Here is a 13486-nt window from a genome sequence, read left to right as displayed (position 1 = left end):
GGAGAGTGAGGGAGCAGATGCCCAAGGCGTACGTCTTCACGCGATGCGGCGGCCCGGAGACGGAGGCGCTGGTGGAGCGGGACCGTCCGAGTCCCGGGCCCGGCCAGGTCCTCGTCGCGGTGCGCGCGGCGGGGGTGAACCCCGTCGACTGGAAGCAGCGCTCGGGTTACCGGCGCCCGGGCGAGGCCGACCGCGAACTGCCCGTGGTGTTCGGCAACGAGGTCGCCGGGATCGTCCTGGAGACCGGCGCGGACGTGACCGGGTTCGCCGTCGGGGACGAGGTCTTCGGCAGCCCGGTGGCGGGCGGATATGCCGAGTACACCCTGCTTCCCGTCGCCGTCACGGCGCACAAACCGGCCGGGGTGTCGTTCCCGGACGCCGCGACGCTGCCCGTCGCGGCCGCGACCGCCTACGACGGCCTCCGCCAGCTCGCCCTGCCCGCGGGCGCGACCGTACTCGTCACCGGCGCGGGCGGCGGGGTCGGCGTGGCGGCCCTGCAGATCGCGCGCGCCTTCGGGCTGCGTGCGGTCGGTGTGGCCGCCGAGGGCAAGAAGGACCTGATCGAGTCGCTCGGGGCCGCGCACGTTGCGTCGGGGCCCGATCTCGCCGCACGGGTACGCGCGGCGGCGCCGGACGGTGTGGACGCCGTCTTCGACCTGGTCGGGGGAGAGGTCCTGGAGGCCGCGGCGACGCTGCTGACGGACCGCACCAAACTGATCACGGGCGCCGACCGGGCGACGGTCGCCCGGCTCGGCGGCGCACCCGTCGAACGAGCCCGTAGCGCCGCCGTGCTCGACGAGGTGGCGCGGCTCGTCGTCGAGGGGCGGCTGCGGCCCTTCGTCACCCTCACCGTGCCGCTCGACCGGGCCGGGGAGGCCCTGCGCACCATCGAGGAAGGCCACACCCGCGGCAAGATCGTGATCGAGGTGTCGGCATGAGCACACGCCCCCCGAAGGACATCGAGTCCGCGCTGCGCGCGGCCGGCGACCACGATGCGCTCCCGCACCCGGCGGGCGCCCCGGCACCCGCCCCGTACCCGGCCGGCGACCCGTTGCCCGCCCCGCACCCGGCCGGCGCCCCGGCATCCGCGCCGCATCCCCTCGACAACCCCGCCCTCGGCTCGCTGACCGGCCCGCACGCGCACTTCGCGGAGCGCCGCGGGCGGGTCCTGCGCTATCCCGTGGACGTGTCGCCGTGGCTGGCGCTGCCCGACGAGCCGGACGCCGACGACTGGGCGGACCTGGCCGCACTGGCGGGCCCCGGAGCCGAAGCCCCGCTGGCGGGCTTCACGGGGCGCATCCCGGACGGCTGGGAGGTGACGTTCGACATCGGCGGCGTCCAGCTGGTCGACGACGGGATCGCGGCGGCACCGGACGCCGAAGCCGTACGGCTCGGTCACGCCGACGTGCCCGAGATGCTGGACCTGGTCGCCCGTACCCGGCCCGGCCCCTTCCTGCCGCGCACCGTCGAACTGGGCACCTATCTGGGGATCCGCCGCGACGGGGCGCTGATCGCGATGGCGGGGGAGCGGCTCCATCCGCCGGGCTGGACCGAGATCAGCGCGGTGTGCACCGACCCCGCCTTCCGGGGCGAGGGCCTCGCCACACGGCTGATCCTGGCGGTCGCGCACGGCATCCGCGAACGCGGCGAGACGCCGTTCCTGCACACCGCGGCGAGCAACACCAACGCCATCCGGCTCTACGAGTCGCTCGGCTTCCGGCTGCGCCGCTCGACACGTTTCCTGGCGGCCCGCGCGCCCGAACACCTGGGGGGCGAGCGGCCGGTGGGGGTCGGCTGACCCGCCGACGCGGCGGTGCCCCGTACGTGCGTGAGGCGCCCGGCCCGTCCCGAGGTCAGTCCCCGGCGGGCCGCCCGGGCCGGGGCGCCTGCTCGACGGCCGCCGCGTTGTAGCGCAGCAGGTAGGACGCGAAGCGCTCGAGGTCGTCCTCGGACCAGCCGGCGAGCCGCTCGCGGAACGCGCCGCGCCGGCTGCGGGTGACCTGGGCGAGGACGTCGCGGCCCGCGTCCGTGAGGTGCAGGACCTGGACGCGGTGGTCCTCGGGGTCGACCCGCCGCTCGATGAGTCCGTCGCGCTCCAGGGCGGCCACCTGGCGGCTCACGGTGGACTTGTCCAGCGCGTAGTGCGAGGCCAGGTCCGTGGCGCGGCAGCCCCCGCTCTCCTCCAGGTGACCGAGCAGGGTGTAGGAGACGAGGGACAGCTCGGGATGCATGCGTCCCGCCGAGGCCCGCGCCCGCCGCGCGAAGGCGGTCATCTCGCGCTGGATGGTCTCGACGGCCGCGTCGACCGCGGGCGTGCCGGGGGTGACAACGGTCTCATCGGGCCTCTCGGATGCCTTCACGGCGCCTCCCTCCACTCTTCTGGTTGTATAGTACAACTTGATAGAGAGTTGTATATGCCAACCAATGGAGGATGAGGCCCGTGGCCACCGGTCTGCGTTCCCCGGCCCTGCGCCATGTGCTCACGCACCTGGTCACCCCGCTGCTGATGTGCCTCGGCATGGGCCTGGCCTACATGGGTGCGTTCGTGACACCGGAGCCGCACCACCTGCCCGTCGCCGTCGTCGGCAGCGGCCCCGAGGTGAAGGTCTTCGCCCAGACGGTCAAGGACACCGCCGGGGACGCGCTCGACGTCCGGACCGTCGCGAACCGGTCCGACGCGGTGCGTCTCCTCAAGTCCCGCGACATCACCGGCGCCTACGTGCCGAGCGCCAAGTCCCCCGAGGTCGTCGTCGCCTCCGCCGCGTCCGACATGGACGCCATGGCCGTAGAGAAGGTCTTCACGCCCGTCGCCGCGCACCAGGGCAAGCCCCTGAAGGTCACCGACGTCGCCGCGCCGGTCGACGACGACCCCACCGGCCAGGGCCTGTTCTTCCTGCTGATCGCGATCAGCATCGGCTCGTACGCCTCCGTCGCCGCGCTCGGCGCCGCCGGTGCCGGTCTGTCCATGCGGACGCGGGCACTGCTGGCGGTGGGCGTGTCCGGTGTCGTGAGCGTCATCGGCGCGGCGCTCGCCGGGCCCGTCTTCCACCTCGCCCACCACGACCTCGCCAGCGTGTGGGGGATGAGCTGGCTCTACTCCGCCGGCATCCTGTTCATCGGCGTCGGGCTGCACACCTTCCTCAAGCGGTGGACCACGCTCGCGATGATGGTGCTGTTCGTGATGCTCAACTTCACCAGTTCCGGCGGCCTGTTCCGGCCCGAGCTCCAGAACGGTTTCTTCGGCACCCTGCACGCCTTCTGGAACGGAGCCGGATTCGTCGAGGGCGTCCGCAGCCTCCTCTACTTCGACCACGACGGTCTGTCCGGCAGCGTGGGCACGCTGGTCGCCTGGCTGGTGGTCGGACTGGTCGTCACGGTCGTCGCCGGCGGCGTCGAGCGCGCCCGCGTCCGCGGGTCCGTGCCGCAGACGCCGACCGCCGTACCCGCGCCCGCCCTTGAGACGGCGGACAGGGGTGACGGACGAGCGGCGGAGGAGGAGCTGGAGGAGTCGGTCGCCGTGTGAGCCGTCCTGCTAGGGTGGCGGTCCCGGCTGCGGACCGCCACAGCCGATGAGTTGCCGAGGAGGTGGGACCGATCACCGCAGTGACAGGTCGGGTGCTCTCACCTCGAGGCAGCGCGGCTCACCGTCGATAGGTGACCGCGAGAGCGCCCTTCGGCTCATCGGAAGGCTCTCGGCTTCATGCCCCCTCTCTCCCCTGATTCCGCCGACTCCGTCGTGTCCGCGCTCCGCTCCGCCGGCTGCGTGTTCGCCGAGGACGAGGCGGAGTTGATCCTCTCCACGGCGCGCACCCCCGACGAGGTCGCCGTGATGGTGGACCGCCGCGTCGCGGGACTGCCCCTCGAACACGTCGTCGGCTGGGCCCGGTTCCACGGACTGCGCGTCCATGTGGAGCCCGGCGTCTTCGTACCGCGCCGCCGCACCGAGTTCCTCGTCGACCAGGCCGTCGCCCTCGCCCCCGGCGCACGGGTCGTGGTCGACCTGTGCTGCGGTTCGGGCGCAGTGGGCGCCGCCCTGGCCGCCGCGCTCGGCGCACCGCAGCTGCACTCCGCCGACATCGACCCGGCCGCGGTGCGCTGTGCCCGCCGCAACGTGGCCCCCTACTCCGGCCGGGTCCATGAGGGCGACCTGTTCGCGGCCCTGCCCGAGGCGCTGCGCGGCCGCGTGGACATCCTGGCCGCGAACGTGCCCTACGTCCCCTCCGACGAGGTCGGTCTGCTGCCCTCGGAGGCCCGCGACCACGAACCCCTGGTCGCGCTCGACGGGGGAGCGGACGGGCTGGACCTCGTGCGCCGGGTCGCCGGCGACGCCTCCGCCTGGCTGGCCCCCGGCGGGTGCCTGCTGGTCGAGACGAGCGAACGCCAGGCACGGTCCGCCAGCGAGGCCTTCACCCGCGCGGGTCTCGACGCCAGGCTCGCCGTCTCCGAGGAGATGCACGCCCACGTCGTGATCGGCTTCCGGCGCTGAGGACCGGGCGGTGCCGTGTCCGGCCGGCGCGTTCTTGCGTCGGCCGGAGCGGCCCGGCCGAGTGATCCGTGTCCCGCCGCAGCGGCCCCGGCCGAGTGATCCGTGTCGGCCGCAGCGGCCCGGGCCGAGTGACCCTCCTCATTGTGCAACTAGTTGCACAAGGCGTGGCGCGTCCTCTACAACAGACTCACCACACCGTTTCCGGAGGTCCGCCCGATGAGCCGTTACCCGCACCTGTTGAACCCGCTCGACCTGGGCTTCACCACCCTGCCCAACCGTGTGCTCATGGGCTCCATGCACGTGGGCCTGGAGGAGGCCGAGCGCGGCTTCGAGCGGATGGCGGAGTTCTACGCCGAGCGGGCCCGCGGCGGTGTCGGGCTGATCGTGACCGGCGGCATCGCGCCGAACGACGCCGGCCGGCCGTACGAGGGCGGCGCCAAGCTGACCACCGAGGCGGAGGCCGACCAGCACGCCGAGATCACCGCGGCGGTGCACCGCGAGGGCGGCAGGATCGCGATGCAGATCCTGCACTTCGGCCGGTACGCCTACCACCAGGACCTCGTCGCGCCGAGTGCCCTCCAGGCGCCGATCAGCCCCTTCCCGCCGCACGCGCTCACCGACGCCGAGGTCGAGCAGACCATCGACGACTACGCGCGCGCCGCCCGGCTCGCCCGGCGCGCCGGGTACGACGGTGTCGAGATCATGGGCTCCGAGGGCTACCTCATCAACGAGTTCATCGCCGCCGGCACCAACCGGCGCGAGGACCGCTGGGGCGGTTCGTACGAGAACCGGATGCGGTTCCCCGTCGAGATCGTCCGCCGTGTGCGGGAGGCCGTCGGCGAGGACTTCATCATCATCTACCGGCTGTCGATGCTCGACCTGGTGCCCGGCGGCTCCTCCCTCGACGAGGTCATCACGCTCGCCAAGGCGGTCGAGGCAGCCGGAGCCACGATCATCAACACCGGCATCGGCTGGCACGAGGCCCGGATCCCCACCATCGCGACGTCGGTGCCGCGCGGCGCGTACGCCTGGGTGACCAAGAAGGTCATGGGCGCCGTGTCGGTCCCGCTGGTCACCACCAACCGCATCAACACCCCCGAACTGGCCGAGCTGTTGCTCGCCGAGGGCCACGCCGACATGGTGTCCCTCGCCCGCCCGATGCTCGCCGACCCGGACTTCGTCGCCAAGGCACGGGACGGGCGGCCGGAGGCCATCAACACCTGCATCGGCTGCAACCAGGCCTGCCTCGACCACACCTTCAGCGGCAAGATCACGTCCTGCCTGGTCAACCCGCGTGCCTGCCACGAGACCGAGCTCGTCCTCGCGCCCACCCGGCTGCGCAAGCGCGTCGCCGTGGTCGGCGCCGGGCCCGCCGGACTCGCCTGCGCGGTCAACGCGGCCGAGCGCGGCCACGAGGTCACTCTCTTCGACGCCGCCCACGAGATCGGCGGACAGCTCAACGTGGCCCGCAAGGTCCCCGGCAAGCAGGAGTTCGACGAGACGATCCGCTACTTCCGCCACCAGCTCGAACTGCACGGTGTGGACGTCCGGTTGAACACCCCCGTCACCGCCGGCGGACTGGACGGATACGACGAGGTCGTCGTCGCCACCGGCGTCAGCCCCCGCGTCCCGGAGATCCCCGGCGTCGACCACCCCAGTGTCGTCGGCTACCTCGACGTCCTGCGCGACGGAGCCACGGTCGGCGAGCGCGTCGCCGTCCTCGGCGCCGGCGGCATCGGGTTCGACGTCGCGGAGTACCTCACCGACAGCGGCGACAAGGCGAGCGAGGACCCCGAGACGTACTTCCGCAACTGGGGCGTCGACATGTCCTACCAGGCACCCGGCGGCCTCGCCGCGCCGGAGCGCCCCGCCCCGCCGCGCACCGTGCACCTCCTGCAGCGCAAGACCACCAAGGTCGGCGCCGGCCTCGGCAAGACCACCGGCTGGATCCATCGCGCCGAACTCAAGCACCGCGGCGTCACGATGGTTCCGGGCGTCCAGTACGACCGCATCGACGACGCCGGGCTGCACGTCACCGTCGACGGCGAAAGCCAGGTCCTGGAGGTCGACACCATCGTGCTGTGCACCGGCCAGGAACCGCGCCGTGACCTCTACGAGGAGCTGCTCGCCGCAGGCCGCAGCGTGCACCTCATCGGCGGCGCCGACGTGGCCGCCGAGCTGGACGCCAAGCGCGCGATCAAGCAGGGCACCGAGCTGGCGGCGGCCCTGTAGGCACCGAAGGAACGAGGGCCGTCCCGGGACCGACCCGGCGGCGGCCCTCCATAGGATGAGGCCCATGTCACTGCCGCACGCGATCCTCACCGCCCTGCTGGAGAAGCCGTCGTCGGGCCTTGAGCTGACCCGGCGGTTCGACAAGTCGATCGGCTACTTCTGGTCGGCGACGCATCAGCAGATCTATCGCGAGCTGGGCAAGCTGGAGGCGGAGGGCCACATCCGCGCGCTGCCCTCCGAACAGCCCGCCCGAGGGCAGAAGAAGAGCTACGAAGTGCTCCCGGCGGGCCGCGCCGAACTCGCCCGCTGGACCGCCGCCGCCCAGGACCCGAAGCCGTTGCGCGACACGCTGCTGCTGCGGCTGCGCGCCTCGGCCGTCGTCGGCACCGAAGGCGTCGAGGCGGACCTGCGCCGCCATCTCGAACTGCACCGCAAGCAGCTGGCCGAGTACGAGGAGATCCAGCAGCGGGACTTCCCGCCGGGCAAGGACGCCACGCAGGACCGGCTGCGCCACCTCGTGCTGCGCGCCGGGATCGACCTGGAGACGTTCTGGACGCAGTGGCTCGCCCACGCCCTGGAGGAGTTCGAGCAGTTCGGCGACCGGCCGTCCGGGGCCGGGCCGCAGGCACTCGAAGCTGCCGCCCGCGAGGGTGCGGCCGGACCGGACGCGGGACGCGCGGACACCGCGCGCGACGCAGCACCGGGCGATTGAAGTGCTCTCCTCCCTTCGCAAGCTCAGGAAGGAGATTCCCGTCTACCTTGCGGTGGCGGGCTTGACGCCGCGAGTGCGTCTGACGACTGCCCTCCAGGCAGCCGGGATCGCCACGTGGCCGATCCGGTACAGGTGCATGACGTTCCGGGCTCCGTTGTGGTCGGCGTTGCCGGACCATCCGCAGTCGGGGTTCTTGCACACGAACAGGGCCTGCGTTTCCCGGCTGCCGGGCGTGAGGAAGCCGCAGCGCCCGGAGGGGACGGCCGGTGGCCGGCGGCCGTCCGTGGTGCCGACCCGGTCGAGTGGGCGGCCGTCCGTGGTGCCGACCCGGTCGCGTGGACGGCCGCGGGTGAGCCGGGGCCCGGCATCGGAGTCCAGGGCGCCGGGGGTCCGGGTCCTGGATCAGAGGCGGTGGGGCTTGGACCGGCGGCGCAGGAACCAGGCCGCCGCCACACTGCCGGTGGCGACCAGGGCGGCGCCGCCCACGACGGTGATCGTCCCGTAGTCCTCGACGGCTCCGCCGAAACCGCCCATGACGCCGCGCGACGGCGCGGCCGAGCTCGTCGCCGAGATCGTGGGCGTGGAGGGGGCCGAGACGATGATGGACTGGGTGCCCGCGGTCGACCCGCTCTGGCACACCACGATGACCGTGTAGGTACCGGGGCTCACCCCGGTCCAGGACGCCGACTGGCTGGTGCTGGTGCCGGTCAGCGGCATCTGGCGCCCCTGGGCGAAGTTCGCCTGCCCGCTGGAGAGCAACGAGGCGATGCCGAAGCTGCTGCCGTTGCTGGGGCAGGCACTCGTGGTGACCGTGACGGCGCTGCCGCTGGTACTCACGGAGATCCCGGACGCCCGAGCGACAGCCGACGGGGCGGCCAGGGTGAGCGGAAGCGCAGCGGCGGCGGCCAAGGTCAGGCCGGAACGGAGAAGTATCTGAGTCATACGCATAGGAACTGCCCTCCAGCGGCACGGTTGGCGGTACATCCCATGCGCCGCCGAGGATTGGAAAGGCCCGTGCTGCCTCAGGGCGAGCCAACGTGTACCCGGCCCGACCCGCACGCGGACGGGGACCGGGCAGGTGAACAATTCCTTCGTCCGGCGGACGCCAGGTGGCTCGTCACGCGCTTCCGGTGGACGGCCGGGGGCTCGTCACACGTTCCCCGCGGACGGCCGGTGGTTCGTCACGCGTTCCCCACGGACGGCCGGTGGCTCGTCAAGGGCGGGCGGACCGTCCGTTCCGCGGCGTGGGCCGGCCGGTCGTCACCAGGTGCGGCCGGCCTGAAGCAGCCGCTCGCGGACGAGGGCCACGTGCGGATTGTCCGAGGCGCCGGGACGCTGGGTGAGATACCCGGTGTTGATCGGCGGGTCCTCGGGGGTCAGCAGCGGGACCAGGGCGCCGGTGGCCAGCTCGTCGAGGCACAGATAGCGGGGGAGTACGGAGATCCCCGCGCCGGCGACCACCGCGGCGAGGACGCCACGCAGATCGGGCACCGTGATCGCGGCCTGTCCGCTCAGGCGGGTCCCGAACACGTGCCGCCAGTAGCGGCGGGCGATGGGCAGGTCCTCCGCGTACGTCACCAGGGGCACCCCGTGGAGCGCGGCGGGTCCCTCCGCCGTGACCCGTTCCGGGCCGATCCGCTCGGCCCAGGCGGGGGCGGCGACGAGCACGAACTCCTCGTCCATCAGGGGAACGGACGTCAGGGTCCGCCCACGCGGCCGGGTCGTGGCGATCACCAGGTCGAAGCGGCCACCGCGCAGGCCTTCCAGGAGCTCGTCGGTGAGGCCGGTGCTGATCCGCAGCCGCACGCCCTGCCGGGTGAGCGGTGCCAGCGCCGGCAACGCCCTCGCGCACAGCAGTTCGGCGGGGCCCGCCACATGGACGGGGTCCGGCGGCTGGTCCGCACCGAGCCCGCCGCGGTCCGCGACCGCCGCCAGCGCGTCCAGCGGGGCCGCCACCTGGGCGGCAAGTTCGTCCGCCACCGACGTGGGCACCACGCCCCGCGGCCGCCGCTCGAACAGCTCCCTGCCGAGCTGCTCCTCCAGGGACCGCATCTGGGTCGTCACGGTCGGCTGGGACAGGCCGAGCAGCCGCCCGGCCGCCGTGAAGGATCCGCTCCGGTGCACCGCGAGGAACGTGCGCAGCAGGGAGAGATCGAGCTGCGCCGCGACATTGGGTTCCCTATGGGCCATGCGGGCAAGCCTAGGTCGTACCTATCACGCACTTCTCTCGAGGGCCGGTTCCCGTTCCGGTCGTCCCGGCCCGCGGATCAGCTTGTCTCCCGGCCCGCAGGTCAGCTCGTCTCCCGGCCCGTGGAGCCCGTCGTCACCGAGCGTTCCGTCGACAGGCCGCCCCAGGTCCCGTCCGGCAGCTTCGCCCGGATCCGCACCCGGTGCGCGGCCCCGGCCTCCCGGCCCACGTAGAAGCTGTACGTCGACCTCCCGCTGGGCGGGGTGCCGCCCCACACCAGCGAGGTCACCGGAGCACCGTCGAGGTGGATCTGGTACTCCGTGATCACGCCGTCCACCTCGGGCGCGACCCACGACAGGTCGATGTAGTAGGCGCCGTCCGCGCGGTGGGTCGTGGCGCGGAAGTCCGCCGGAGCCGTGCCCCGGTTGTCCGCGGCACCCCGCGCGGTGGTGACCGGGACCGCCGCGCTGGCGGGGGAGAGGTTGTCCGCCGCGTCGCGCGCCCGCACAGTGAAGCGGTAGTGCGTGCCCGGCCTCAGCCCGGTGACCACGGCCGCCGTCTGCCCGCCTCCGACGCTGTGGATCTTCGAGGTGCCCTGGTAGACGTCGTACGAGGTCACGCCCCGGTCGTCCGTCGACCGTTCCCAGGACAGTTGCACCGCCCGGCTCCCGACCGCCTTGCCGTGCGGCGTACCGGGGCGGGTGGGGGCCGCGTCGTCGGCCGCCGCCTGGGCCGGCGTGGTGGCGCGCACGGGCTTGCTGGGCGGCCCCGCATCCCCGGCGGCGTTGCGCGCCCGGACCGTGAAGACGTACGTGGTGGCAGGTTCGAGTCTGGTGACGTCCACCATGTGCTCGGCGCCGGGGACCTCATCGACCTTCGTGGTGCCGCGATAGATCTCGTAGCGGGTGATCTTCGGGTCGGCGGACGCCACGTTCCACATGACGTGCACGCTGGTGGCGCTGCCCGCCGCGGCGGTGACCCCCAGGGGCGCCGAGGGCAGCCGTTCGCCCGGGCTCTGGTCGCCCCCGCCCCAGCCGCAGGACGTCAGGACGAGCAGCGAACCGCACAGCGGCCCGCACATCAACGCAAGGGGAACGCGTCGCACGGTACTGCCCTCCCTCGACGGGATTGGTCTGTACCTATAAGACAACGGTTGGCGTGGTCGCATCAAGAGGGGGACTGCCGTTGGCCGGGCCCTGACGCGGTACGTATGCTGATTCCTGACGCGGCGTGAACTCACGCTTGTCCCAACGGAGTTCATGTCCACGGCGCGGACCGCTGTCGTCGCTGATCCCGCGCCGGCGAGAGCGGCCGGGCGGCCGGAGCCGACCGAGGCTCGGGCCCTCGGCCGCATGCCGTCCGAGCGCATCTCCCCTGTCTCGTCCGGTCCCGCCCGGCCGTGTCCGGGTGGACGCACCGTCGGATGCCCACCAGGTCTCCGGGGTGGGTGGGGCCGTGTCGCCGGCCGCCGCCCGGACCGGCGTGGCCACACCGTTTCCGACGGGCCAAAGGGGCGCCGGGCGGCCGGGTCCGGGCGTGCGACGACCCGTCGGTCAGGTCTTCCGGTAGCTGTACGCCTCCGCGGCCGCCGCCTCGACCGCGTCCAGATCCGCGCCCGCCGACGCCGTGACGACCGCGGCGACCGCGCCCTCGACGAAGGGGGCGTCGACGAGACGGGCTCCGTCGGGGAGCTCGTCGCCCTCGGCGATCAGGGCCTTGACGGTGAGGACCGCACTGCCCAGGTCGGACAGGACGGCGATCCCCGCGCCCCGGTCCACGGCGGCGGCAGCGGCGGCGATCAGTTCCGCACTCGTGCCGAGACCCCCGTCGGGGGTGCCGCCGGCAGGAGCGACGGGAGCGGTCGTGCCGCCGCCCGCGAGCCCCTTCGCCAGATCGGCGACGGACGCCGCGACGGCCGCGCTGTGGGAGACCAGCACGATCCCTACGAGCTTCTCCGTCGTGTCACTCACCGGCCGCCTCCAGGAGTGCCCCGATCAGCAGTGCCGAGGACGTGGCGCCCGGGTCCTGGTGCCCGATGCTGCGCTCGCCCAGATAGCTCGCCCGGCCCTTGCGCGCCTGCAACGGCGTCGTCGCGACCGCGCCCTCGTCGGCGGCGGCCTTCGCCGCGGCGAACGACTCGGAGAGCGCGTCGACCGCCGGCACCAGCGCGTCGATCATGGTCTTGTCGCCGGGCGAGGCGCCGCCCAGCGCCATGACCGCGTCGACGCCGGCCCGCAGTGCCTGGGCGAGCTGCTCCTCGGTGACCTCGGCGGCGTCCCCCAGCTCCTTGCCGGTCTTGCGCAGCAGACTGCCGTACAGCGGCCCGCTGGCTCCGCCGACCGTCGAGATGAGCTGCCGTCCGGCGAGTACGAGGACGGCGCCGGGCGTGGCCGGCGCCTCCTTCTCCAGTGTGGTTCTCACGGAGTTGAACCCGCGCTGGAGATTGCTGCCGTGGTCGGCGTCACCGATCGGGGAGTCCAGGTCGGTGAGCCGCTGCGCCTCGCGGTCCACCGACGCGGCGGTCGCCGTCATCCAGCGGCGGAAGAAGCCGACGTCGAGCACGGAGTCTCCTTACCTGGTACGTACATTGACTGCGCCGATATGTGCGGGTGCGGGTGCGGGTGCGGGTGTCGGTGCGCGGGCGCGGTGGTGGCCTGGCCGCGCGTTGGCTGCGTAATGAGTCGGCCGGTAGGTGGCCGGAGGTCGACGGCGCTTCGGCTGTGAATCGAGCTCACAACGTCCCGCTCTCCGTCCGGCTCCTTTTGGACTGAGTTCACAAGGTCGCGACGGCTCCCTCCGGCCGGCTGTCGACCGGGCTCACCAGGACATCCTGCCTCGCCACCACCGGACTGCCTGTTGACCGAGTTCACACGCCCCAGCGGAGTCCTGGCGTATTAACCGGTGCGTCCCACAGCCGCAGCAGCTCCTCGTCGACCTGGCACAGCGTCACCGAGGCGCCGGCCATGTCCAGCGAGGTGACGTAATTGCCGACCAGTGTGCGCGCCACGGGCACGCCCCGCTCGCCCAGCACCCGCTGCACCTCCGCGTTGAAGCCGTACAGCTCGATCAACGGGGTCGCGCCCATGCCGTTCACCAGGACGAGCACGGGATTGCGCGGTTCGAGGTCCTCCAGGATCGCGTGCACCGAGAAGTCGGCGATCTCCCGCGAGGTCATCATCGCCCGCCGTTCCCGGCCCGGCTCGCCGTGGATGCCTACGCCCAGCTCCAACTCCCCGGGCGGCAGGTCGAAGGTGGGACTGCCCTTGGCCGGGGTGGTGCAGGCGCTGAGGGCCACGCCGAAGCTGCGGGAGTTCTCGTTGACCTGCCGGGCGATCGACTGGACGCGCTCCAGCGGCGCGCCCTCGTCGGCCGCGGCGCCCGCGATCTTCTCCACGAACAGGGTCGCGCCGGTGCCGCGTCGTCCGGCGGTGTAGAGGCTGTCGGTGACCGCGACGTCGTCGTTGACGAGGACCTTCGCGACCTGGATGCCCTCGTCCTCGGCGAGCTCCGCCGCCATGTCGAAGTTGAGGACGTCGCCCGTGTAGTTCTTGACGATGAACAGCACGCCCGCGCCGCTGTCCACGGCCGCCGCGGCACGCACCATCTGGTCCGGAACCGGCGAGGTGAAGACCTCGCCCGGACAGGCCGCCGAGAGCATCCCGGGACCCACGAAACCACCGTGCAGCGGCTCGTGCCCCGAACCGCCACCGGAGACGAGGCCCACCTTGCCGGCCACGGGGGCGTCCCGTCGTACGATCACCCGGTTCTCGACGTCCACCGTCAGCTCCGGGTGCGCTGCCGCCATGCCCCGCAGCGCGTCCGCGACCACCGTCTCCGCCACGTTGATGAGCATCTTCATATGTAGCTC

The 13486-nt window shown here is 72.9% G+C and carries 12 protein-coding genes and 2 pseudogenes; 6 read left to right on the top strand and 8 right to left on the bottom strand.

Translation table 11 applies throughout. The features are described 5' to 3' along the window. Positions 1-17 precede the first annotated feature (17 nt). Both ACSYGO_RS06520 and ACSYGO_RS06515 read left to right on the top strand, forming a co-directional pair. Positions 18-938 (top strand): NADP-dependent oxidoreductase, encoded by a 921-nt coding sequence (locus ACSYGO_RS06520; RefSeq protein WP_460386078.1) that lies wholly within the window; start codon positions 18-20, stop codon positions 936-938. Next, on the top strand, positions 935-1798 hold the full coding sequence (locus ACSYGO_RS06515; RefSeq protein ID WP_460386077.1) for a GNAT family N-acetyltransferase: 864 nt from the start codon (positions 935-937) through the stop codon (positions 1796-1798). Before ACSYGO_RS06520 ends, ACSYGO_RS06515 begins: the two co-directional genes overlap by 4 nt. Before the next feature lie 55 nt (positions 1799-1853). On the opposite strand, the gene ACSYGO_RS06510 is transcribed toward ACSYGO_RS06515, so the two are convergent. Continuing rightward, positions 1854-2360, bottom strand: coding sequence for a MarR family winged helix-turn-helix transcriptional regulator (locus ACSYGO_RS06510; RefSeq protein WP_460386076.1), 507 nt, complete (start codon positions 2358-2360; stop codon positions 1854-1856). A gap of 92 nt (positions 2361-2452) precedes the next feature. Between ACSYGO_RS06510 and ACSYGO_RS06505 the strand changes: the two genes are divergently transcribed. The 4 genes and pseudogenes from ACSYGO_RS06505 to ACSYGO_RS06490 form a co-directional block, all read left to right on the top strand. Continuing rightward, complete coding sequence (locus ACSYGO_RS06505; RefSeq protein WP_435228481.1) at positions 2453-3523, top strand: hypothetical protein; 1071 nt, start codon at positions 2453-2455, stop codon at positions 3521-3523. 177 nt (positions 3524-3700) lie between these two features. Continuing rightward, positions 3701-4486, top strand: a complete 786-nt coding sequence (locus tag ACSYGO_RS06500; protein ID WP_460386075.1) for a putative protein N(5)-glutamine methyltransferase — start codon at positions 3701-3703, stop codon at positions 4484-4486. A gap of 216 nt (positions 4487-4702) precedes the next feature. After that, positions 4703-6718, top strand: a complete 2016-nt coding sequence (locus ACSYGO_RS06495) for an FAD-dependent oxidoreductase (protein WP_460386074.1) — start codon at positions 4703-4705, stop codon at positions 6716-6718. Positions 6719-6782: 64 nt separating this feature from the next. Then, positions 6783-7310: pseudogene (locus ACSYGO_RS06490) on the top strand (PadR family transcriptional regulator); the annotation flags it as partial. Positions 7311-7472: 162 nt separating this feature from the next. Here the strand turns inward: ACSYGO_RS06490 and ACSYGO_RS06485 are convergent. The 7 genes and pseudogenes from ACSYGO_RS06485 to dhaK all read right to left on the bottom strand — a co-directional run. Continuing rightward, a pseudogene (locus ACSYGO_RS06485) lies at positions 7473-7676 on the bottom strand (RNA-guided endonuclease TnpB family protein); the annotation flags it as partial. A gap of 156 nt (positions 7677-7832) precedes the next feature. Then, positions 7833-8378: a hypothetical protein gene (locus ACSYGO_RS06480; RefSeq protein WP_435228459.1), complete on the bottom strand. Its 546-nt coding sequence runs from the start codon at positions 8376-8378 to the stop codon at positions 7833-7835. A 312-nt stretch (positions 8379-8690) separates the two neighbouring features. Next, positions 8691-9620, bottom strand: a complete 930-nt coding sequence (locus ACSYGO_RS06475) for a LysR family transcriptional regulator (protein WP_460386072.1) — start codon at positions 9618-9620, stop codon at positions 8691-8693. Positions 9621-9721: 101 nt separating this feature from the next. Continuing rightward, on the bottom strand, positions 9722-10723 hold the full coding sequence (locus ACSYGO_RS06470; protein ID WP_460386071.1) for a fibronectin type III domain-containing protein: 1002 nt from the start codon (positions 10721-10723) through the stop codon (positions 9722-9724). A 448-nt stretch (positions 10724-11171) separates the two neighbouring features. Then, positions 11172-11588, bottom strand: coding sequence for a PTS-dependent dihydroxyacetone kinase phosphotransferase subunit DhaM (locus tag ACSYGO_RS06465; protein WP_460386070.1), 417 nt, complete (start codon positions 11586-11588; stop codon positions 11172-11174). Continuing rightward, positions 11581-12180 carry a dihydroxyacetone kinase subunit DhaL gene (gene dhaL / locus ACSYGO_RS06460; RefSeq protein ID WP_460386069.1) on the bottom strand — a complete coding sequence of 200 codons (600 nt, stop codon included), beginning with the start codon at positions 12178-12180 and terminating at the stop codon, positions 11581-11583. The genes ACSYGO_RS06465 and dhaL overlap by 8 nt, the downstream gene beginning before the upstream one ends. Positions 12181-12484: 304 nt before the next feature. Beyond that, positions 12485-13477 (bottom strand): dihydroxyacetone kinase subunit DhaK, encoded by a 993-nt coding sequence (gene dhaK, locus ACSYGO_RS06455; RefSeq protein WP_345657851.1) that lies wholly within the window; start codon positions 13475-13477, stop codon positions 12485-12487. Between the last annotated feature and the right edge of the window lie 9 nt (positions 13478-13486).

Source organism: Streptomyces krungchingensis, assembly GCF_054729265.1.
Note: the sequence above shows the minus strand (reverse complement) of the source record. Positions and strands in the feature narration are given on the sequence as shown.

Excerpts from the sequence above, each read along its gene's own strand:
- ACSYGO_RS06520 (WP_460386078.1), top strand. The coding sequence starts at position 18 with ATGCCCAAGGCGTACGTCTTCACGCGATGCGGCGGCCCGGAGACGGAG.
- ACSYGO_RS06515 (WP_460386077.1), top strand. The coding sequence starts at position 935 with ATGAGCACACGCCCCCCGAAGGACATCGAGTCCGCGCTGCGCGCGGCC.
- ACSYGO_RS06500 (WP_460386075.1), top strand. The coding sequence starts at position 3,701 with ATGCCCCCTCTCTCCCCTGATTCCGCCGACTCCGTCGTGTCCGCGCTC.
- ACSYGO_RS06495 (WP_460386074.1), top strand. The coding sequence starts at position 4,703 with ATGAGCCGTTACCCGCACCTGTTGAACCCGCTCGACCTGGGCTTCACC.
- ACSYGO_RS06480 (WP_435228459.1), bottom strand. The coding sequence starts at position 8,378 with ATGCGTATGACTCAGATACTTCTCCGTTCCGGCCTGACCTTGGCCGCC.
- ACSYGO_RS06475 (WP_460386072.1), bottom strand. The coding sequence starts at position 9,620 with ATGGCCCATAGGGAACCCAATGTCGCGGCGCAGCTCGATCTCTCCCTG.
- dhaK (WP_345657851.1), bottom strand. The coding sequence starts at position 13,477 with ATGAAGATGCTCATCAACGTGGCGGAGACGGTGGTCGCGGACGCGCTG.